At 61.5% G+C, this 21,174-nt stretch carries 10 protein-coding genes; 5 read left to right on the top strand and 5 right to left on the bottom strand.

Annotated elements, in window-relative coordinates:
* Window positions 1-6: 6 nt before the first annotated feature.
* Window positions 7-1,566, bottom strand: coding sequence for a GumC family protein (locus ACR1XV_RS16025; RefSeq protein ID WP_480533109.1), 1,560 nt, complete (start codon window positions 1,564-1,566; stop codon window positions 7-9).
* Window positions 1,563-2,465 carry an ExeA family protein gene (locus ACR1XV_RS16020; RefSeq protein WP_480533107.1) on the bottom strand — a complete coding sequence of 301 codons (903 nt, stop codon included), beginning with the start codon at window positions 2,463-2,465 and terminating at the stop codon, window positions 1,563-1,565. Before ACR1XV_RS16020 ends, ACR1XV_RS16025 begins: the two co-directional genes overlap by 4 nt.
* Before the next feature lie 558 nt (window positions 2,466-3,023).
* Here ACR1XV_RS16020 and ACR1XV_RS16015 point away from each other — a divergent pair.
* The 5 genes from ACR1XV_RS16015 to ACR1XV_RS15995 all read left to right on the top strand — a co-directional run bounded on the left by ACR1XV_RS16015 (window position 3,024) and on the right by ACR1XV_RS15995 (window position 17,490).
* A complete protein-coding gene (locus tag ACR1XV_RS16015; protein ID WP_480533105.1) occupies window positions 3,024-4,325 on the top strand; it encodes an oligosaccharide flippase family protein in 1,302 nt (433 codons plus the stop codon).
* 454 nt (window positions 4,326-4,779) lie between these two features.
* Window positions 4,780-11,202, top strand: coding sequence for a type I polyketide synthase (locus ACR1XV_RS16010; RefSeq protein WP_480533103.1), 6,423 nt, complete (start codon window positions 4,780-4,782; stop codon window positions 11,200-11,202).
* The gene (locus tag ACR1XV_RS16005) at window positions 11,181-12,191 is read left to right on the top strand and encodes a glycosyltransferase family 2 protein (RefSeq protein ID WP_480533101.1); all 1,011 of its coding nucleotides are present in this window, start codon (window positions 11,181-11,183) and stop codon (window positions 12,189-12,191) included. Before ACR1XV_RS16010 ends, ACR1XV_RS16005 begins: the two co-directional genes overlap by 22 nt.
* A gap of 2 nt (window positions 12,192-12,193) precedes the next feature.
* Window positions 12,194-16,813, top strand: a complete 4,620-nt coding sequence (locus ACR1XV_RS16000; protein ID WP_480533099.1) for a MupA/Atu3671 family FMN-dependent luciferase-like monooxygenase — start codon at window positions 12,194-12,196, stop codon at window positions 16,811-16,813.
* Window positions 16,810-17,490 (top strand): 4'-phosphopantetheinyl transferase family protein, encoded by a 681-nt coding sequence (locus ACR1XV_RS15995; protein ID WP_480533097.1) that lies wholly within the window; start codon window positions 16,810-16,812, stop codon window positions 17,488-17,490. The genes ACR1XV_RS16000 and ACR1XV_RS15995 overlap by 4 nt, the downstream gene beginning before the upstream one ends.
* A 188-nt stretch (window positions 17,491-17,678) precedes the next feature.
* Here ACR1XV_RS15995 and ACR1XV_RS15990 read toward each other — a convergent pair whose 3' ends face one another.
* From ACR1XV_RS15990 to ACR1XV_RS15980, 3 genes are all read right to left on the bottom strand, one after another.
* Complete coding sequence (locus ACR1XV_RS15990) at window positions 17,679-18,578, bottom strand: glycosyltransferase family 2 protein (protein ID WP_480533095.1); 900 nt, start codon at window positions 18,576-18,578, stop codon at window positions 17,679-17,681.
* A complete protein-coding gene (locus tag ACR1XV_RS15985; RefSeq protein WP_480533093.1) occupies window positions 18,575-20,356 on the bottom strand; it encodes an ABC transporter ATP-binding protein in 1,782 nt (593 codons plus the stop codon). The genes ACR1XV_RS15990 and ACR1XV_RS15985 overlap by 4 nt, the downstream gene beginning before the upstream one ends.
* A 114-nt stretch (window positions 20,357-20,470) precedes the next feature.
* Window positions 20,471-21,163, bottom strand: a complete 693-nt coding sequence (locus ACR1XV_RS15980) for a DnaA N-terminal domain-containing protein (protein WP_480533091.1) — start codon at window positions 21,161-21,163, stop codon at window positions 20,471-20,473.
* Window positions 21,164-21,174 lie beyond the last annotated feature (11 nt).

The raw sequence follows: 21,174 nt of genomic DNA, 5'->3' as shown, positions 1-21,174 counted from the left end.
TCCTTCTCAGCCGTTATCCGACAGGTTGGCCGGATCGCCGATCCCCAGCTTTTCGGTCACGATGGAAATAAAGGCTTCAATGGGTTCATAGTTGATGTGGGCAAGATAAAGCACCCCGCAAATCGCCGCGACCGGCACCAGAACGGACATCGCCACAATCCCTTTCCTCAGCACGATCTGCTCGGTCGTCTGGATATAGGGCACGGTGCCAAAAACAGGGCCGCCGAACTGCGCCTCGAGCTCCGATGGCCTGCGGATTTTGTTGTTCAATATTTCCAGCAGCAGGAAAAGTGCCGTCGCCAGGCCAAGACCGCCCACCAGCCCGAAAAACGCAATGAGTTTCCGGTTCGGATCCGCAGGGGCCAGCGGGACCGCTGCCATCTCGGTCACCGTCACACGCTGGCCGCGCGACTGCGCCTCGATCTGGTCACCGGTACGGGCTTCTGCCAGACTTGCGGTTGCCTGCGCATATTGCAGGCGCAGATTGTCATAATCCCGCTCCAGCGTGCCCAGCGTGATGGCATTCCCCGGCGTTTCCTCAATGGAAGCGGCCAGTTTTTCAAGCTCGCGTTCGTTGATGGCGCGTTCTTCTTCGATGAACTCGATCTGACCATCGATATCGGCCAGCTGCAACTCGAACGCGGTAATGTTCGGGGCCGTTTCGGTCCCAAGACCCAGCCTGATATTGGCCGCCTCGAGCGCCGCAATCTGCGCGTCCAGAGACCTGATCCGCGGGTGATCCTGCGAATAAATGACACTGGCCGAGGCCCGCTCGTCCTGCAACTGGCGCAGCTGCCGCTGTTCAGGCGTCAGGCTTTCCCCCAGAAAATCCGGCCGCCCGGTTCTTTCATAGACTTCAACCAACCGCGCACGGCGATCCCTGAGGCCGGACAATTCCCGGTCCAGCTGCAGCACCCTCTCTTGCAGGGATGATTGACGGTTGCGCCGATATTCCAGACTGTCCGGCAGCGCATCCTTGTTTGCCTCCTGATATTCGAGAATAAGCGCGCCCTGTTCTGCTAGTTCATCGTCCAGACGGGCAACCTCGCTGATGAAGAACTCAAGCGTCTGACTGGTGACGCTGGTGCGCATTTCGACATTCTGCTCAAGAATCTGCGCCACCAGCTCGTTCGTCACCGCCGCCGAGGTCTCTCCTGTCGGTGCGGCGAACGACACCCGCACAAATGACGCCCGGTTGTTGAAGTTGTTGATGGGCAGCTCGATGGTAATCCGTTCTTCCATATCCTCAACGATGGCGTCGCTGGGCAGGTCCGGCTGATCGGCATGCACATCGAAACGTTCGGACAGTTCCAGCAGTTTCGAACGGGTCAGCAGGCGCTGCTGAATCACCTCGAGGATCTCGATGACGCTGGCCTGCACCGTTGACGATGCCAACTCACCCGGAATCTGCGGCGACTCGACCACCAGACGCGCCTCGGCCCGATAGATCGGCGGCAGGGTGAAGGCCAGCACCAGGCCCGCAACCGTGCATCCGACCACGATCAGGGCCAGAAAGTGAAACCGCCGGAGAAACAGCGACAGATAAAACCGAAACTCACTCATCATAGTTGAAAATCGCTTCCTTGTTCGGGTTGGCGCGCCGCAAAGAAGGCGCCGTCATCCAGAACCTTTTGCACGGTATGCCCAATTATGCTCTTGTTGCCACGGGTAAACGCGTAAACCATTGACAGATCGCAAAGCTGATTGACCAGCCGAGGCACCCCGCCGGTGGCCTCGTAGACCAGATCGGTCGCCGCGCGGCTGAACAAGTTCCGTTTCGCCCCTGCCACGGCCAGCCGATGGCCGACATATTTCCGAACTGTTCTGGCATCCATCGCGTTCAGATGAAAACTTGACGCGACCCGCTGCGCGAACTGCCGCATCTCGGGACGTCTGATCATATCCAGAAGCTCGGGCTGGCCAACCAAGACCAGCTGCAGCAACTCATCCTTGTTCGAGTTGATATTTGTGAACATCCTCAGCTCTTCCAGAGATTCGGTACTGAGGTTCTGAGCCTCGTCGAAAATCAGAATCACCCGGCGCCCCATCGCATACTGGTCGATCAGATAGGCCTGAAACGCCGCAAAAAGATCAACATAGGTCCCCCCGGCTGGCGCAGGCTGATCAAGCGCCATCAAGACCCAGCGGAGCAGTTCGCCCCGGTCCCCGTGCGCGTTGGAAATCAGGCCGATCTTGACGTCGTCGCCGACCGATTTCAGCAGGTGATGAACCAGGGTTGTCTTGCCCGAACCGACCTCGCCGGTAATCAGCGTGATCGGGGCGCGGGTCAGAATACCATATTCCAGCATGGTAAACGCGCGCTGGTGCGAATCCGACCAGAACAGAAAACCCGGATCAGGCACAAGCGAGAAGGGCCGCTCGGTCAATCCGAAGTGATCCGTATAAATATCCAAAGAGCTACCAGTCGTATGGTTGCCGGACGTATTGCCAGTACGAATATTCAACCTATTCACTCATTTCACAAAACCACGAGCAAAATCCACGCTCGCGCAGGCAGTATCCTACACCAAAAAAGGGCGAGTTTGAGGCATGTAACAAATAACCCGGTTAATGTCGTTTCCGACAGCAACCAGACTGCGACCCAAAATCGCTTGCCGCAACCCCCTGTTGAACCGAATTTTCTGCTTTGCGACCATTTGATCCCTGACACGGGACCAAACCTGATGGGCGGCTGACGCCCCCTGCCAGATCACACTTATCCATCGTAACACCTGGAAACACACAACAAACAACACAAGCCACCAGCCGCAAGGCGGGCAGCACAAGGATGTCTCTTACCCGGCGAATCGGGATGGCGCAACATGGCAAAACGCCTGAGCGGCCGGGACGCGATCACCAAAAAAATGCCAGATTGCTAAATTAGGCATGGGCGCGACTCGGATATCTGGTACTCCGATCAAGAGCTATCGGGGCAGTTTGTCATTATGTGTGGGTAATACTGGATTATGATTTCAAGGCGCCAGCAGCTGGGTTTGTCCGATTTGGGGCTGAAGGCCCGCGCCATGCGCAGTTCGCTTTGGTCGCTGCTGGGTTTCGGCGCGACGCAGGCGGTACGGCTGGCGTCAAATCTTATCCTGACGCGGCTGCTGTTTCCCGAAGCCTTTGGCCTGATTGCCCTGATACTGGCTGTGCTTGTGGGTCTGTCGATGGTCTCGGACGCCGGCATCAGCCCCTCGATCCAGCAAAGCAAGCGTGGCGACGACCCCGATTTCCTCAACACCGCCTGGACGATGCAGGTGGCACGCGGCAGCATCCTGTGGATCGCGTCCTGTCTGCTGGCTTTCCCGCTGGCGAATTTCTACAACGAACCCTCGCTGGCCGCCCTGTTGCCGGTCGCAGGAATCACCCTGTTTATTGACGGTTTCCGACCGACACGGGTCGAAACCGCCGGACGCCACCTGATGATCGGGCGGCTGATGCTGCTGGATTTTCTGGGGCAAACCGCCGGGGTCATCCTGATGGTCGGGCTGGCGCTGTTCTTTCAGTCGATCTGGGTCATGATTGCCGGCGCGATAACTTCGAGCGCGGTCAAGCTGGCCCTTCACTTCCTGTTCCTCAGCGGCCAGAAGAACCGCTTTCGCTGGGAGAAACAGTCGGTCAGCGAACTGTTCCACTTTGGCAAGTGGATCTACCTCAGCACGATTGCCGGGTTCATCTCGACCCAGGGCGACCGCATCATTCTGGGCAAGTTCCTGACCATCGACATGCTGGGCATTTACAGCATCGGCTTTTTCATCGCCAGCTTCCCGTTTCTGCTGGGTGAGGCAGTTCTGGGCCGTATCCTGATCCCTCTCTACCGGGAAAAACCCCCGTCGGAATCCGCCGAGAACTTCCGTAAGCTGCGCAAGATGCGCTGCGCAATCACCAGCGGCCTGCTGGCCATGACGCTTCTGCTGGCCGCGCTGGCCCCCGCCATCGTGTCGATCCTGTACGATCCGCGCTATATGGCTGCCGGGGGGATCGCGACGCTGATCTCGGTGGTGCTGATCCCGCAGATCATTCTGCAAACCTACGACCGGGTCGCCCTAGCGGCTGGGGACTCGCGCAATTTCTGCCTCTATGTGGTCGCAAGATCCACGACACAGATCACATTCTTCCTGATCGGCGTCAGCCAGTTTGGACTGATCGGTGCCCTTGCGGGGCAATTCCTTGCTGGTCTTGCAGTTTTCCCGATGCTCATCCTGCTGGCCCGGCGGCACAAAGCCTGGGATCCGCTGCATGATTTCGCCTTTGGTCTGGGGGGAATCGCGCTTGGACTGTTGGCCATCTGGCTGAATGCTGACGCGATAGCCCTGATCCGCTGACCGCACAACCTTGGCACCCGCCCGGGCGAAGGGTTAATTTCACGCTATCCGGACCGAATCGTTTTGGTGTCCTCAAGTTATTTAAGGTGTGCTTTGTGTCAGTATCCGTTTCTCTACCCCTCTCGCCCATGAAACCACCCGGCCGCGGCTGTCAGCATCGGAGTCGGCGGCGTGACGCCCGGCAGCTCGGCTGGCACCACAATTCCTCGCAATGTGGAATACTGTTTCCATTATCGACATAAGCAATCCGGAGATCAGATCCCCCGGCAAAATCTGTCTCTTTGGTCATAATTCAGGCACGTTCTTCGCTAAACTGGTTGTATTGGTTCCATTTCTCATTTGGAAAAAACATGCTGATCGCACGCCGACATGAGCTCACAGCTCGGATACCCGGGTTGCATGTGTCCGCGTCAGTTCTTTGTTATATATGGTTAAAGGTTGCTCGGTTAAGGTGATGGACGGTTCAAAAATGGATAACCCGGTCCGGGACTGCGATATCGCGATCGTTGGCATGGCGGCGCATCTGCCCGGTGCCGATTCGGTTGAAACATTCTGGTCGAACTTGCGCAGCGGCGTGGAATCGATCCAGCGCATCAGCGACGAGGATCTGCTGGCCTCGGGCGAGGCGCCGCATCTTCTCAAGCGCCCTGACTATGTGCCTTTTGCGGCTCCTCTGGACGGGTTCGACCGGTTCGATGCGGAATTCTTCGGCCTGTCACCCAAAGAAGCCGCCATCATGGACCCACAGCACAGGCAGTTACTGGAATGTGCCTGGGAAGCGCTGGAAAACGCCGGCCACCCGCCCGAGACTTTTCCCGGTCCCATCGGCGTGTTCGCCGGCTGCGGCATGGGCAGCTATTTCTATTTCAACGTCTGCTCGAACCCCGATCTGGTCGACGACGTGGGCATGTTCCTGCTGCGCCATACGGGCAACGACAAGGACTTCCTGTCGACGCGCGTCAGCCACGTGCTGGACCTCAAGGGACCCAGCGTCAATGTGCAGACCGCGTGTTCGACCTCGCTGGTTGCTGCGCACTATGCCGTGCAGGCACTGATCACCGGCGAGTGCGACATGGCGCTTGCGGGCGGGGTCACGATCGAACTGCCGCAGAACCGGGGCTATATCTATAAAGAGGGCGAGGTACTCTCGCCCGATGGTCAATGCCATGCGTTCGATCACCGCGCGCAGGGCACTGTCTTTGGTTCGGGCGCTGGCGTTGTCGTCCTGCGCAGGCTGGCCGATGCGCTTGAGGACGGAGATCATATCTGGGCCGTAATCCGCGGCACGGCGATCAACAATGACGGTGCCGCCAAGGCTGGCTATCTGGCACCTTCCGTCGATGGCCAATCTGCTGCGATCTCTGAGGCGCATATGATGGCGGACGTGACCGCCGACACGATTGACTATGTCGAATGCCACGGCACGGGCACCTATCTGGGTGATCCCATCGAAGTGGCAGCACTGACCAAAGCGTTTTCGGAAACCACGCAGGAAGCCGGGTTCTGTCGTCTGGGGTCGGTAAAGACCAATATCGGCCACCTCGACACCGCTGCTGGCGTGGCCAGCCTGATCAAGGCGTCTCTGTCGTTGCATCACCGCCAGTTGCCGCCCAGCCTCGGGTACGAAAAGCCTAACCCCGCCATTGATTTCGAAACCAGCCCCTTCCGTGTCAATGATACGCTGACCGACTGGGTTCCGCAAAAAGGCCCGCGCCGGGCTGGCGTGAACTCTCTGGGCGTCGGCGGCACCAACGCTCATGCGGTCCTGCAGGAGGCACCTGCGCGGCAAGAGGCCGACCCCTCGGACTGGCCGTTCCAGTTGCTGACCGTTTCGGCCCGCAGCAAAAAAGCACTGGATCAGGGGGCCGAGGCGCTCGCCGCGCATCTGCGCGCGAACCCCGGCCAGAACCTTGCCGATGTTGCCTGGACCCTGAAACAAGGGCGGCGCGGGTTCGAGAAACGCCGGGTTGTGGTGGCCGAAACACACGAGCAAGCCGCCGCGATGCTGGAGGAAAACGACCCGCGTCGCGTGTTCACCCATACGGTGATCTCGGACAATCCCGACCACGTGTTCATGTTCCCCGGCGGCGGGGCGCAATACGCGGGCATGGCGCGCGACCTCTATGAGACCGAGCCGGTCTTTGCCGACTGGATGGACAAGGGGCTGGATATTCTTCAGCCCAAGCTCGACTATGACATCCGCGCCATCTGGCTGCCCGAGCCGGACCAGATGACAGAGGCGGATGAGCGGTTGAAGACGCCTTCGGTGCAATTGCCTCTGATCATGATCACCGAATATGCGCTGGCGCAGCTTTGGATGGCATGGGGCGTCGAACCGGCGGCCTTGGTCGGCCATTCGATGGGCGAGAACACCGCCGCCTGCGTTGCAGGCGTGATGTCGTTCGAGGATTGCATCGGGCTGGTCCATCTGCGCGGGAAACTTTTCGATACCGTGCCCGCAGGAGGGATGCTCAGCGTGCCTCTGCCCGCAGATGAACTGCGCCCGCTGCTGGGGGATGACCTTGATCTGGGGGCTGTGAACGCGCCGGGTTTGACCGTCGCTACAGGACCGCAAGCCGCGCTGGATGACTTGCAGGAGCGGCTGGCGAAACAGGACGTCGACTGTCAGCGCATTCTGATCGATATCGCCGCGCATTCGCGGATGCTGGAACCGATCCTGAAGGATTTCGGTGACTATCTGCGGTCAATCGAACTCAACGCGCCCAAGATACCCTTCCCGTCAAACCGCAGCGGCACCTGGATCACCGAGGCCGAGGCCACCGATCCCGAATACTGGGTCGGCCACCTGCGCGGCACCGTCCATTTTGCGGATTGCATCGGTACGCTGGCAGAAAACCCTGAGCGTATCTTTATCGAGGTCGGCCCCGGCAAGGCGCTGGCCTCTCTGACCGGGCAGCACGACAAGGTCGACGCCAATCAGGTCATCAGCAGCCTGCGCCATCCCGATGATACCGTCGCGGATGATGCCTATTTCATGGCGATGCTGGGCCGTGTCTGGGCTCTTGGCGGCTCGTTCGATTGGGACCAGATATGGGGCGAGGCGCGGCGCAACCGGGTGCCGCTGCCGACCTATCGGTTCCAGCGCTCGCCCTATTTCATCGAACCGGGCAAGGTGCAGTCTGACACCGCAAAGCAATGGCTGATGCGAACCGAAAACCCCGAAGACTGGGGCTATCGCGTGGCCTGGTCGCCGAAATATGCCGAATGTGATGTGGATGTCTCGGGCGATCTGTCAGACAGCACGCGGGAAAACTGGCTGATCTTCGCGGATGAGGCCGGGTTGTGCGGCGGGTTGGCCGAACGCCTGCGCAAAGCCGGGCATACCGTGACCCTTGTCACCACTGGCGATGCGTTTGCACGCATTGATGCCGATACCTATCGGCTTGCCCCCGAACGCGGGCGCGAAGGGTATCAGGCCTTGCTTGCCGATCTGGTTGCAAATGACCGCATTCCCAACCGGATCGTCCATGGCTGGCTGCTTACGCAGGACGAAAGCTTCCGCTCCGGCAGCAGCTTCTTCCACCGCAATCTCGAGCAGGGCTTCTTCAGCCTGTTCTTCCTGGCGCAGGCCATCGGGGAAGAGGACCTCTCGGCCCCGATGCATATCAGCATCCTCAGCTCTGGCGCGTTTCACGTTCGGGATGAAGGTCTGCCCCATCCAGAAAAAGCCACGCTGACCGGCCCCGCCCGCGTGATCCCGCGCGAATATCCGGGCATCACCTGTGGCGTTCTGGACGTCGACCTGCCGCAACAGAACGGCAAACGCAAAGCCCCGGCCCCGTCGCCCGAACTGGCTGATCAGGTGCTCGAAGACCTGCTGGCCACCCCCGGCAACTGGACGGCGGCCCTGCGCGGCGGCAAGCGGATGGCGCAGCAATACCGCGCCCAAACCCTGCCCGATCCAATGCCTCAGGATCTGCCTCTGCGCGATGGCGGCACTTATATGATCACCGGCGGGTTCGGTGGCATTGGCCTGACACTTGCAGAATCGCTCATCAATCGTTGCAAGGCGAATATAGTTCTGGTTTCGCGCGGCGCGCTGCCGCCCCGTGACCAGTGGCCCCGTATTCTGCAAAACAGTGCACCGCAAGACAGCACGGCCCGCCGCATCCGCGCGATTGAGGCGTTGGAGGCTGCGGGCGGCAAGGTCCTGTCGATCAGCGCCGATGTCTCGAATGTCGAGGATATGCGCGCCGCAATTGATCAGGTGACTGCAGAGTTTGGCCAAATCAACGGCGTCATCCACGCCGCCGGTCTGATCGACGACGCCCCCATCATGACCAAGTCGATGATGGAGATTGAAGACGTCTTTACCCCGAAACTCCACGGCACACAGGTCATCGACCAATTGTTCCCTGATGGAACACTCGACTGGTTGGTTCTGTTCTCCTCGACGTCGACCGCAACTGCTCCGATTGGTCAGGTCGACTACGTGGCGGCGAATGAATACCTCAACGCCTACGCCCACGCGCGCGCAGGGGACAAGACGCAGGTACTGGCGATCAACTGGGGCATCTGGTCCGATGTCGGCATGGCCGCAGACGCGATGGAGGCACGAACCGGCGGCACACCGCCCCCGACCGAACCCGCGCAAGTTCCGATGCTGGATGAGGCCACGTTCGATCCAGCGGGCAACCGGTTGTTCACAGCGACCTATAACGCAAAGGATCGCTGGTTCCTGAACGATCACCGCACCAAGGCGGGCGATGCGCTGATCCCCGGCACCGGTTATCTTGAACTGGCCGCGCAGGCGATGGACGCGCAGGGTGAGGTCACTCCGTTCGAAATCAGGGATCTGTATTTCCTGCGCCCACTGGCGGTTTCGGACAGCAAGGACCAGCAGGTCAAACTGCGCCTGCCGCGCAGCGATGTCGGATATGATCTGGTTGTCGAAAGCGCTGCCGAAGGCGACAGCTTTGACATGAATGCACAGGCCGGTCTGTCTCTGCTGCCGCTGCCCTCGCCCGACCCTGTCGACATTGCCGCAATCGCCGCGCGCTGCTCCGATCCGCGGCAAGCGCCGGAAGGCGGACGCCTGCGGTCCAGCCAAGAGGCGCATCTGGCCTTTGGCCCGCGCTGGCGCGTTCTGACCTCGACCGCGCTTGGGCAGGACGAAGGCCTTGCGCATCTGGCCCTGACGGATGATCTGCGCGGCGATCTTGATGCCGGATATCGCCTGCATCCCGGCCTGATGGATCTGGCAACCGGCTGGGCCATGGCGCTGATCGAAGGCTATGAACCGACCCATTTGTGGGTGCCGGTCTCTTATCGTTCAGTCCGTATTCACAAGCCCCTGCCCGCGGAAATCGTCAGCTGGGTGCGCAACGCCGGCGACAACCGTGCAGATGGCGAAACCGCCAGTTTCGATGTCACAATTGCAGCCCCGGATGGAACCGTCTGTGTCGAGGTCGAGGGTTTCTCGATCCGCCGCATGGAAGAGGCCGCCGGGTTTGCCGCATCCGAGGCTCCGGCCGCGCAGACCAGCGAGCTGGATACTCCGGCCCCGCTGTCACCGGCCGAGGAACGCCTGCGCCATAACCTGTCGCAGGGTATTCTGGCCAGCGAAGGGGCCGACCTGTTCTTCCGCGCGCTGGCTGCAAAGCAATCGCAGGTCATCCTGTCCTCGCTCGATCTGAATGGCCTTGTGGCACAGGCGGGCGAAAGCACAGCCGATGCTGCCGGATCCGAGCAGAAATTCGAACGGCCCGAGCTCGACTCGGATTACGTGGCCCCTGAAAACGATATCGAGATCCGTCTGGCGGGGTTCTGGCAGGAACTGCTGGGCGTTGATCAGATCGGGGTCGAAGACAGCTTCTTCGATCTTGGCGGTCATTCGTTGATCGCCGTGCGCCTCTTCGCGCAAATCCGCAAAACCTATAACGTGGATTTCCCGATCTCGGTCCTGTTCGAAGCGCCAACCATCCGAAAATGCGCCGAACTGATCGCCGCGCGCGGAGTGCCAACCGAAGGCGGCGGTGGCGATGCACCAGCTGCCGCCCCGGCGGCCCCGGAACGGCGGTTCACGCATCTGGTGCCGATGCACTCTGGCGAGGGCGGACCCAAAACGCCGTTCTTCCTTGTGGCGGGCATGTTCGGCAACGTGCTGAACCTGCGTCATCTGGCGCATCTGATCGGCGCCGACCGGCCCTTCTATGGCCTGCAGGCACGTGGTCTGTTCGGGGATGAGGATCCCCACCGCGACCTGCAAGAAGCCGCTCGGGACTACATTGCCGAGATGCGGCAGGTGCAGCCAAAAGGGCCGTACATGCTGGGCGGCTTCTCGGGCGGTGGCATCACCGCCTATGAGATCGCGCAGCAATTGACCGCCGCGGGCGAAGAGGTCAGCGCGCTGGTGATGCTGGATACCCCGCTGCCGGTCCGACCCTCTGTCAGCAAACGCGACCGGATCATCATCCAGCTGCTGGAACTGCGCGAACGCGGCCCGGGCTATCCGGTGGAATGGGCCAAAAAGCGGATCGCGTGGGAGATGGAAAAGCGCAACTCCGGCGACGAACCGGTTGCCGAGGGCCAGCAATTCCACAACGCCGCCATCGAAGAGGCGTTTCTGGAAAGCGTCGGCTCTTACCCGCTGAAACCGTGGTCCGGTCCGCTGACGCTGTTCCGCCCGCCGCTGGTGGCGAAATGGAAGGTCGCCCCGGACCGCCTGGTCAATCACGAACGCGACTACATCACACCCGACAATGACTGGACCCCATGGGCTCCGAAGATCGAGGTATTCGAGGTGCCGGGCGACCATGACTCGATGGTGCTGGAACCAAATGTGCGCGTCCTTGCCTCGCGTATGAAACGATGCCTGGATGAGGCGGAGAGAAAATGTCTGACCCCTGCATCCTGACCGTTCTGCTGAACTACAAGACCGCCGACATGACCCTGCGCGCGGCCGAAGCCGTGCGCGCGGCGATGGAAGGTATCAAGGGCGAGATCATCATCGTCGACAACGACTCGCAGGATGGCTCGTATGAGGCCATCTCGGCCCATGTGACCAAACAGGGTTGGGACAAGGACGCGCGCGTCCGGGTGATCCAGTCGGGTCACAACGGCGGCTTTGGCGCAGGCAACAATGTGGGCATCCGCGCGGGGCTGAGCGACGGCACGCGGCCCGATTACTGCTATATCGTCAACTCGGACGCCTTCCCGGCCCCCGATGCGATCCGTATCCTGTTGAACCACCTGGAAACCACGCCTCAGGCGGGTTTCGCAGGCAGCTACATCTATGGCGATGATGGCGAGCCGCATCTGACCAGCTTCCGCTTCCCGTCAATCGCCAGCGAATTCGAAGGCGCGATCAACTTCGGCCCGATCACCAAGCTGCTGGGTCACAAGGCCGTTCCCATCCCGATCCCGACCGAGACACAGCCCGTAGACTGGCTGGCCGGGGCCAGCCTGATGATGCGCGACAACGTGTTGTCCGAGATCGGGTTGTTTGACGAAACCTTCTTTCTCTATTTCGAGGAAACCGACCTGTGCCGCCGGGCCGCCCTTGCCGGATATCGCACGGATTATGTGCGAAGCAGCAGGGTCATGCATATCGGATCGGCCTCGACCGGCATGAAGACGTGGAAGCGCGTGCCCGGTTATTGGTACGATTCAAGGCTGCACTATTTCGTGAAAAATCACGGCGCGCTTTACGCCGCCGGGGCTACGCTGGCGCATCTGACAGCGGGGTTCCTGCATTGGCTGCGGTGCGTGATCACCCGCAAGGAACGCGGCGTTTCACCCTATTTTCTGCTGACCCTGCTCTGGCACGATACCCGTGCGCTATTTCGCGCAGTTCTGGGTCGTAACAAGCCCGTCAGCGCCCCCGAACCTGTTGTTGGAGAGTAATGATGTCCTTTACCACGCTTTTGATCGGCCACGAATCCCTCGTGATTCAATGTGGAACCATGCTGCGCGAGGCGGGCCATGGCGTTCAGGGGGTGGTGACACGCAATGATGACGTCCGCGCATGGGCCGAGGCCCAGGGGCTACCCGTTCACGCCCCCGGCAAAGACCTCGCAGACCGGCTGGGCGAGGCGACGTTCGATTGGCTTCTCAGCATCGCCAATCTGGATCTGTTGCCGCAATCTCTGCTGGATCGCGCAGCACGAGGCGCGGTCAACTTCCACGACGGCCCGCTGCCGCGCTACGCCGGATTGAATGCGCCGGTCTGGTCGATCCTGAACGGCGAGGCCCGGCACGGCATCACGTGGCACATGATTTCGGGCGGTGTGGACGAAGGCGACATCATTGCCCAACGCATGTTCGATATCGACGCCAGCGAAACGGCGCTGACGCTGAACACCAAATGCTATGCCGCTGCCATCGACAGCTTCCCCGAGGTGATTGCCGCGCTGGCAAGCGATCAGCCCGCGCTGACCAAACAAGATCTGGGCCTGCGCAGCTATTTCGCCAAAGACGCGCGCCCTGCGGCGGCCGGACGGCTGGATTTCACCAAATCGGCGCAAGAGGTTGCGATGCTGGTCCGGGCGCTGGATCATGGCGAATATTGGAACCCACTGACCTGCGCCAAGCTGGAACGCGGCGGTCGCATCTGGCTGGTCGGTAAGGCCGAACTGGCCGAGGCTGACACCACCGAAGCCCCCGGCACCATCCTGTCGCGCACCGAAGACAGCCTGACCATCACCACTGCCGAGGGTGCCGTGACGCTGAGCGGATTCCGCGATTGCTTCGGCGCGGCGGTCTCGGCGGAAGCGGTCACAAATGGCAGCAAGGTCCTGGCGTCCCCGTCGGTCGATGAGGCCGCGGCGCTGAGCAAAGAGCTGACTTCGACGCTGGCCTCGGAACTCGCATGGCGGGCCGATCTGGAAAGGCTCAGCCATCCCGACATTCCGATGATCGACATCTCTGCCGCATCCGGTGCGCCCCGGATGCAGACGCTGCACGTCCCCTCGGGCGTGACCGAGGCGCAGATCAACGGCGCGCTGGCCGCGCTGTTCTGCCGTCTGGCTGGCAGTGACACGATTGATCTTGCGCAGCAGATGCCGGGCGACAGCCCCCACCTGTCACCTTGGGTCCCGGTGCGGTTCGGCACGGGCAGCAATTTTGCAGCCTCCTGCGCCAAATTCGATGCCGAACGCGCCAACGCTCAGGTACGCGGGCCATTCGCCTGCGATCTGCCTGCGCGTGTTCCGACCCCAGCCCAGACGCCGCAGATCGGCATCACCAGCTCGGTCGCGTCGGGGCTGGTTCCGGGTACCAGCCTGACGCTGGCACAAAACGGGGATCAGGTGATCCTGATCGCCGACAGTGGCCATGTGGAAGAAACCGCGCAACGCCTGTTCTCGGCCCGGCTGGAAAGCCTGCTGGCTGCGCTGGCCGAACCCGGCATGGCCGAGCGTCCCGTCACCGACCTGCCTATTCTGCCCGAACCCGAACGGCAGCAGATCGTGCTGGACTGGAACGCCACCGCAACGGAATACGACCAGACCTCATGTGTGCATCAGATGTTCGAGGCACAGGCCACCCGCACCCCTGACGCCGAAGCGCTGGTGTTTGAAAACATCGTCTACAGCTATGCCGATCTAAACGCGGCCGCCAACCGCGTGGCGCATGTGCTACGCGACATGGGCGTCAAACCCGGCGTGCTGGTCGGTGTCCATACCCGCCGCTCGCCCGCCTTGCTGATCGGTGCGCTGGCGGTTCTGAAAGCCGGTGGTGCTTATGTTCCCGTTGACCCGGCCTACCCTGCAGATCGCGTGGCGCTCTATCTTGAGGACAGCGGGGCCGCGGTTGTCCTTACCGATTCAAGCCTCGCCGCCGACCTGCCTCCACACAAGGCGCAGGTTCTGGAACTGGACAGCGATCCCCGCATCGCTGCCGCCGCGACCGACAATATCGACAGCGGTGTCAGCGCAGATGATCTGGCCTATTTGATCTACACCTCCGGTTCGACCGGTCGCCCCAAAGGTGTGATGATCGAACACCGCAATGTATCGAACTTCTTCACCGGCATGGACGGGCGCATCCGCCATGATCCTCCGGGCGTGTGGCTGGCCGTCACCAGCCTGTCCTTCGACATCTCGGTGCTCGAACTGTTTTGGACGCTGGCACGCGGCTTCAAGATCGTGCTCAGCGATGATGAAAACCGCACGTTAGTCGCGGGCGACGCGGACTATTCCAAAGCGATCACGGGCCGCGGGATGGAGTTCAGCCTGTTCTACTGGGGCAATGACGATGGCGTCGGGCGCGACAAATACAAGCTGCTTCTGGAAGGCGCCCAATTCGCCGACCAGAACGGGTTCTGCGCCGTCTGGACGCCCGAGCGGCACTTTCACGCATTCGGCGGCCCCTACCCCAACCCTTCGGTCACCGGTGCCGCCGTGGCTGCCGTCACGCAGAATATCAGCGTGCGCGCAGGAAGCTGCGTGGCCCCGCTACATCACACCGCGCGTATTGCCGAAGAATGGGCGGTGATCGACAACCTGACCAACGGACGCGCCGGGCTGGCGATCGCGTCAGGCTGGCAGCCGGATGACTTTGTGCTGCGGCCCGAGAACACGCCGCCTAACAACAAGCCCGCGATGCTCGAATCCATCGCCACCCTGCGCCAGCTTTGGGCCGGGGAAACGGTCGAGTTCCCGACCAAATCGGGTGACATGCACGGCGTCGTCACCCAACCGCGCCCGGTGTCGAAAACGCTGCCGATCTGGGTCACCACGGCTGGCAACCCCGATACATGGCGCGAGGCTGGCGCGATTGGTGCAAACGTCCTGACCCACCTTCTGGGCCAGAGCATCGAAGAGGTGTCGGACAAGATAGGTATCTACCACGAGGCGCTGCGCGAAGCCGGGTACGACCCGAAAGACTTCAAGGTCACACTGATGCTGCACACGTTCGTCGGCGACGACCGCGAAGCGGTGCGCGAGATTGCGCGTGAGCCGATGAAGGATTACCTGCGCGCCGCCGCTGGCCTGATCAAGCAATATGCCTGGGCCTTCCCCGCCTTCAAGAAACCCAAGGGCGTGACCAACCCGTTCCAGCTGGACCTCGGCAGCCTGTCCGAGGATGAGCTTGAGGGCATTCTGGATTTCGCGTTCCAGCGCTATTTCGAGGATTCGGGCCTGTTCGGCACCGTCGAAGACTGCCTGCAGCGGGTCGAAGAGCTCAAGCGTATCGGGGTAGATGAGATTACCTGCCTGATCGATTATGGCATCCCGGTTCCACAAGTGCTGGACGGGTTGCGCCCGCTGGCCGAGGTTCTGCGCTTGGCCAATCTGGAAACCGCGCTGGACGACAACGATTATTCCATCGCGGCCCAGATCATCCGCCACAAGGTCACTCATATGCAATGCACGCCTTCAATGGCGCAAATGCTGGTGATGAATGATGAGGCGCGTTACGCGCTGGGTCATTTGGACCATATGATGATCGGCGGCGAAGCCCTGCCCGGCGCGCTGGTGTCCGAGTTGAACAAGATCACCCAGGCCCGGATCCAGAATATGTATGGCCCAACCGAAACGACGATCTGGTCAACCACCGAGATGGCCGCGCCCGTTGCCGGGGTCGTCAATGTCGGCAGCCCCATCGCCAACACGCAGGTCTATGTTCTGGATGAGGCGATGAACCCGGTTCCCATCGGCTCGGCCGGTGAGCTGTATATCGGCGGCGCGGGGGTCGCGCGCGGTTACTGGCAGCGCGAAGATCTGACGGCCGAGCGGTTCGTGACCGATCCGTTCTCGGACCTGCCCGGTGCAAGGCTCTATCGCACGGGCGATCTGGTGCGGTGGCGCACCGATGGCAAGCTGGACTTCCTGGGGCGTGCCGACCATCAGGTCAAACTGCGCGGATACCGGATCGAACTGGGCGAGATCGAAAGCCTGCTGGACGCCTGCCCCGGCATCCGCCAATCGGTCGTCATCGCCCGCGAGGACACCCCCTCGGTCGTGCAGCTGGTGGCCTACATGGTCACCGACGGGCCGGTGATTGAGACCGCGCTGAAAGAAGCGCTGTCGGCGCAACTGCCCGATTTCATGGTCCCCGCCCATTTTGTCACGCTGGAACAGTTCCCGCTGACCCCAAACAAAAAGATCGACCGCAAGGCCCTGCCCGCCCCGGCCCCGCGCCGGGTCAGCACCCCTGCAGCCGCGCAGCCTGCGGGTGGCAGCAATCAGCAACGGATCGCCGCGATCTGGGAGCGCATTCTGGGCGTCACCGGCGTCACCGGGCGCGACAGTTTCTTTGATCTCGGCGGGCATTCCCTGCTGGCCGTGCAGGCCCATCGTGAGATTCGCACCGAGCTTGAGGTTCCGTCGCTCAGCATCACCGACATCTTCCGTTGCCCGACCCTGTCGGCGCTTGCGGAAGTGGTGGATCAAAAAACCCGAGGCACCAAGCCGACAGAAAACACCGAAGAGGTCGCCGCCGCCAAGGCCGAACGCGCCGCCGAGCGCAGCGACGCCATGGCGCGCCGCCGTCAGATGCGATCGCGACGTCAAACCTCTGCATGACGGACCCGGCGGCGATCATCGCCCCCCTGCGCCGGATTCTCGGCGCAGGTGTCGGGATCGCCCTCACCGACCCCACTGATCCGGGCGGGTCGCTTCTGCCCGAAGAAAAGCCCGCCGTCGCGCGCGCCATCCCGCCGCGTAGACTCGAGTTCACCGCCGGGCGGGTCGCGGCCCGCGCTGCCCTGACTCAGATCGGCCATCCGGCGGTAGCGATCCCCAGCGCCCCCGACCGTAGCCCCGTCTGGCCCACAGGTATCGTCGGGTCGATAGCCCATTGTGCTGATCTGTGCATCGCAGCAGTTGCTCACCAAAAGATGCTGCAAGGCCTTGGCATCGACATCGAACCAGACGCAGCCATGCCGTCTGAAATGCACGACATCATTCTCACCCGCGCCGAGCGCGATTGGCTCGAGACACAACCCGCGTCTGACCACGGCGCGTTAGTCAAATCGATCTTCTGCGCCAAGGAAAGCGCCTATAAGGCCATCTACCCGCTGACCCGAACGTTGATCGAATTCACCGGCATGCAGGTCACCATGGCGCAGGATCAGTCGTCGTTCGTGGCCCAAACACATGGCGCACCCGACATTAGCGGCCATTTGGTGCGCTTAGAGAACCACATCCTCAGCCTGTCCATTGCTCCCTCAGCTGCGAATGCCTCGGACAACTGGCGCTGAGCGCCGAACTGCGGCCGCTGGATGTAGAGATTGCTTCGGACCCGCTGTCTGGCCGCCGGGCATTGTAGTCGGACAGGTTTGGAGGGTTTAGGACAAACCCACTAACTTCCGCAGCGATGAGCATCGCGCCACATTATGCGCGTAATGTCACTAAAATGCGCAGCACCCATCTAGCTGCGTTTTCGCCCCTATTTCCGCTGATCCGGTCGCCGTAGCCACAGCAGCCGCACCGTTTCGGTGATCTTCACGACACGCAGCACATAGTGGACGCCCCAAACACCAAAGGCCTGCCCTGCCGACAGGTCCGGAGCCCTCAGAAGCGTCCTGAGGGTCTTGAAGGACGGGATCAGCTTGTGGATCGGCGGGATGTAGTTCCCCAAACCTCGGTGGGCGTTGCGGCGCAGGCGAGCACCTTCGATGCGGCGGGCCTTGGTGATATGCTCCCTCAGGCTACCGCGCGCAGGGTGGCGGACAATGGCGTCTGCGGCAAACAGGATCGGTTCGCCCGCGGCCTTGGCCCGGTCGTTCCACTCCATGTCGCCGCCCGACAGCACCGTGTCATTGAAATACCCCACCCGTTCCATCACCGGACGGCGGACTATCAGGTTGGCGGTCACCGCCCGCCCGCGTTCGACCCATTTCTGCTGTTCCAGACCCAGATGAGCGTCATAGAGCTCGGTCGTCGTCCAGTCGTCACCGTTCGGAATCAGCACCACATTACCGCCGAACCGGCCGACCTCGGGGTGGTCCACAGCGATGCTCAACCCGGCCTCAACGTAGCGCGGGTCGGGCTGGCAATCGGAATCGGTGAAGAATAGCAGCTCGGCGGATGCCTCTTCGATGCCCCGGTTGCGGGCCGCGTAAGAACCCGGCTTGGCCTCGGCCAGAATGCGAGCGTTGGCGGGCAGCTGCAGGCTGTCCGGCACTGGATCGGTGGGGTCGTTGTTGACCACAAGGACCTCGAACCGCGCCGGATCGACGCTCTGCGCTGCCAGCCCGTCCAGACACAGTTGCAGCTGGTCCCAGCTTTGATAGGTCGGAATGATGACCGAGGCGTCCGGCTGCTGACGGTCTGGCACCGGGCTCATTCCGCGTTGACCGCGTTCGAATACTGATGGTCATAGAGCGTCTTGAACGGGCCCTCATGTTCCAGCAGTTGCGCCGCGCTGCCCTGCTCCAGAACCTCGCCGCTTTCGATCACGACGATCTTGTCCGCGTGCATGATGGTAGACAGCCGGTGCGCCACGATGATCGTGGTGCGCCCCTTGGTGAGCCGGTTCAGCGCCTCCTGCACCAGATGTTCGGATCGCGAATCCAGCGCGCTGGTGGGCTCGTCCAGCAACAGGATCGGGCTGTCGCGCAGCAGCGCGCGCGCGATCGCAAGGCGCTGTTTCTGGCCGCCGGACAGGAACGCGCCGTTTTCGCCCACCATCGTGTCGAACCCATCCTCGAGCCCCATGATGAACTCATAGGCATTGGCCGCCTTCGCCGCCTCGATCACCTCCTCTTGCGAGGCGCCTTCGCGACCAAATCGGATATTATCGGCGATGGAAGCCGAGAACAGGAACGTCTCCTGACCGACAAAGGACATATTTTTGCGCAGGGTCTCGAACGAGGCGAACTTGATGTCCTGACCGTCGATCGACACAGAGCCGCTGATCGGATCGTAAAGCCGCAGCGCCAGGTTCAGGATGGTCGATTTGCCGCCTCCAGACAGGCCGACAAGGGCGGTGGTCTGACCGGCCTCGAAGGTCAGCGACAGGTTCTTGAGGATCGGATCGCGCTTGCGATAGCCGAAGGTGACATCCTCAAACACGACCTCGCGTGGTCCGTCCGGCAGCGCCTTGGGATCGGCCTCTTCCGGCAGCGTCTCGGGCTGGTCCAGCAGGGTAAACAGCATCTTCACCCGGCGCAGCCCAATCTCCATCTTGACCCGCACCTTCGACAGGCGCTTGGCGGGTTCATAGGCCATCATCAGGGCGGTGACGAACGACATCAGCTCACCCGGGGTCGAGCCCGCCGAGCCGAACAGGTTGGCCGCACTTAGACCAATGACCGAGGCGATGGCAAAACCGGCCAGAATATCCATCAGCGGGCTGGTCGCCGCCTGCAGGCGCGCCAGCTTGTTCCGCCGTTTTTCAACGCTTTTGACTGCGGAATACATCTGTCCGGCCATACGTTCCTCAAGCCCGAAGGACTTGACCACGCGGATACCAGCGGATGTTTCCTGAATCACCTTCATGATCGCCGACATGGACTGCAGCTCCATATCCGCAATCTCACGCACTTTGCGCAGCAGCGAGCGGACACCCCAGATCGCCAAGGGACCGATGACCAAGGTAAACAGAGACAGAACCGGCTGCTGATAGAACATCACAAATAACAGGCCGATCAATGTCAGGGTATCACGGACCGCAGTGGTGACCATGATCTCGATCACCGTGCGTGCAGCCTGGGCCGACTGGGTCACCTTCATCAGCAGGTCCGAGCTTTCGGTGAGGTTAAAGAACGAAACCCCCTGCCGCAGCAGCTTGTCATACAGCCTGATCTGCTGTTGCGCGACGATCCGGTTGCCTGCCCGGGTCAACGCTACCACCTGCACATAAGTCGCCACGCCCTTGATCAGAAAGATGGTAAAGACCGCAAGCGAGACACCCAGAATCTTGCCGGAATTTTCGCTGTCAAACAGCGAATCCACTACGTCGCGCATGATGAACGCCACGGCAGCCGTCGTCCCCGCGACGAAAACCATCGCAATGATTGCAACGATATAGGGCACCATCTGGGCCCGCATATTCTCGGCCAGCAGTCGCCACAGGATCGAGTCTTCGGTAAGGGCGGCCAATTTCGATTTGATCTTCAGCAAGTCACGCGTCCACAAATGACCAAAGGCTGGGCCAGAGATTGCATCCGGCCCCAAAAACCATGGCCGCTAGATAGTCTGCCCGCCCCGCATGAGCAAGCCCGCTTGCTCCCTGCCCTATTCGGCGGCTTCGATCCTCAGGGTTCTGACCGACGGATCAACCCGCCCATAAGCCGCCAGAACGCGCGCCGACCACTTTTGCGCAATGTAGTCCGCCATGAACCGCGACGGCGCGATCAGCGTCGCACGGCCCCCTGCCCGCTCAGCCTCGACGAGGTGTTGAAACCAGCTGGCCCAAAGCTCGGGGTCGCGTCCGTGCAGGATCGACTGCACCTGTGCCCAGACGTCATCGCCAGCGGGTGGCAGCATGGCGGGCTTCGTCTGAAATGGCACGACATTCGTATCCGGGGTATCGGGGGACGGTTCCTGTTGCATCCGGTCCCGAAAATCCGAGCCTATGACCGGCCAGACCTCGACCGTGTCCAGCATGATCTGTTTTAGATCCAGCTCATAGACCGCCACCCGGCCCCGCGCCGCCGGGCGTTTGACGGCAATCCATCCGGCGCTGCGCAGCCGCGCCATCTCGCGCTTGACCGTGCGTTCGTTTACCGACCACAGCCGCGCGATCTCCTCTCGTCCGATCGACAGCTCATTCGAGCGCCAGTTATATCGGGTGGTGATCAGCGTCATAATACGCAGAATGCTGCGGTGACGGTGTTTATCGCCCGACAACGCATGGACGGCCAGCGCTGACAGGATATCGTACTTCAGTGCGGGCGCATTGCGCCCGACCGGTTTCGCGACCTGCATAGGTGCCCTCA

The sequence above is a fragment of the Ruegeria sp. AD2(2025) genome (assembly GCF_056542385.1).
Note: the sequence above shows the minus strand (reverse complement) of the source record. Positions and strands in the feature narration are given on the sequence as shown.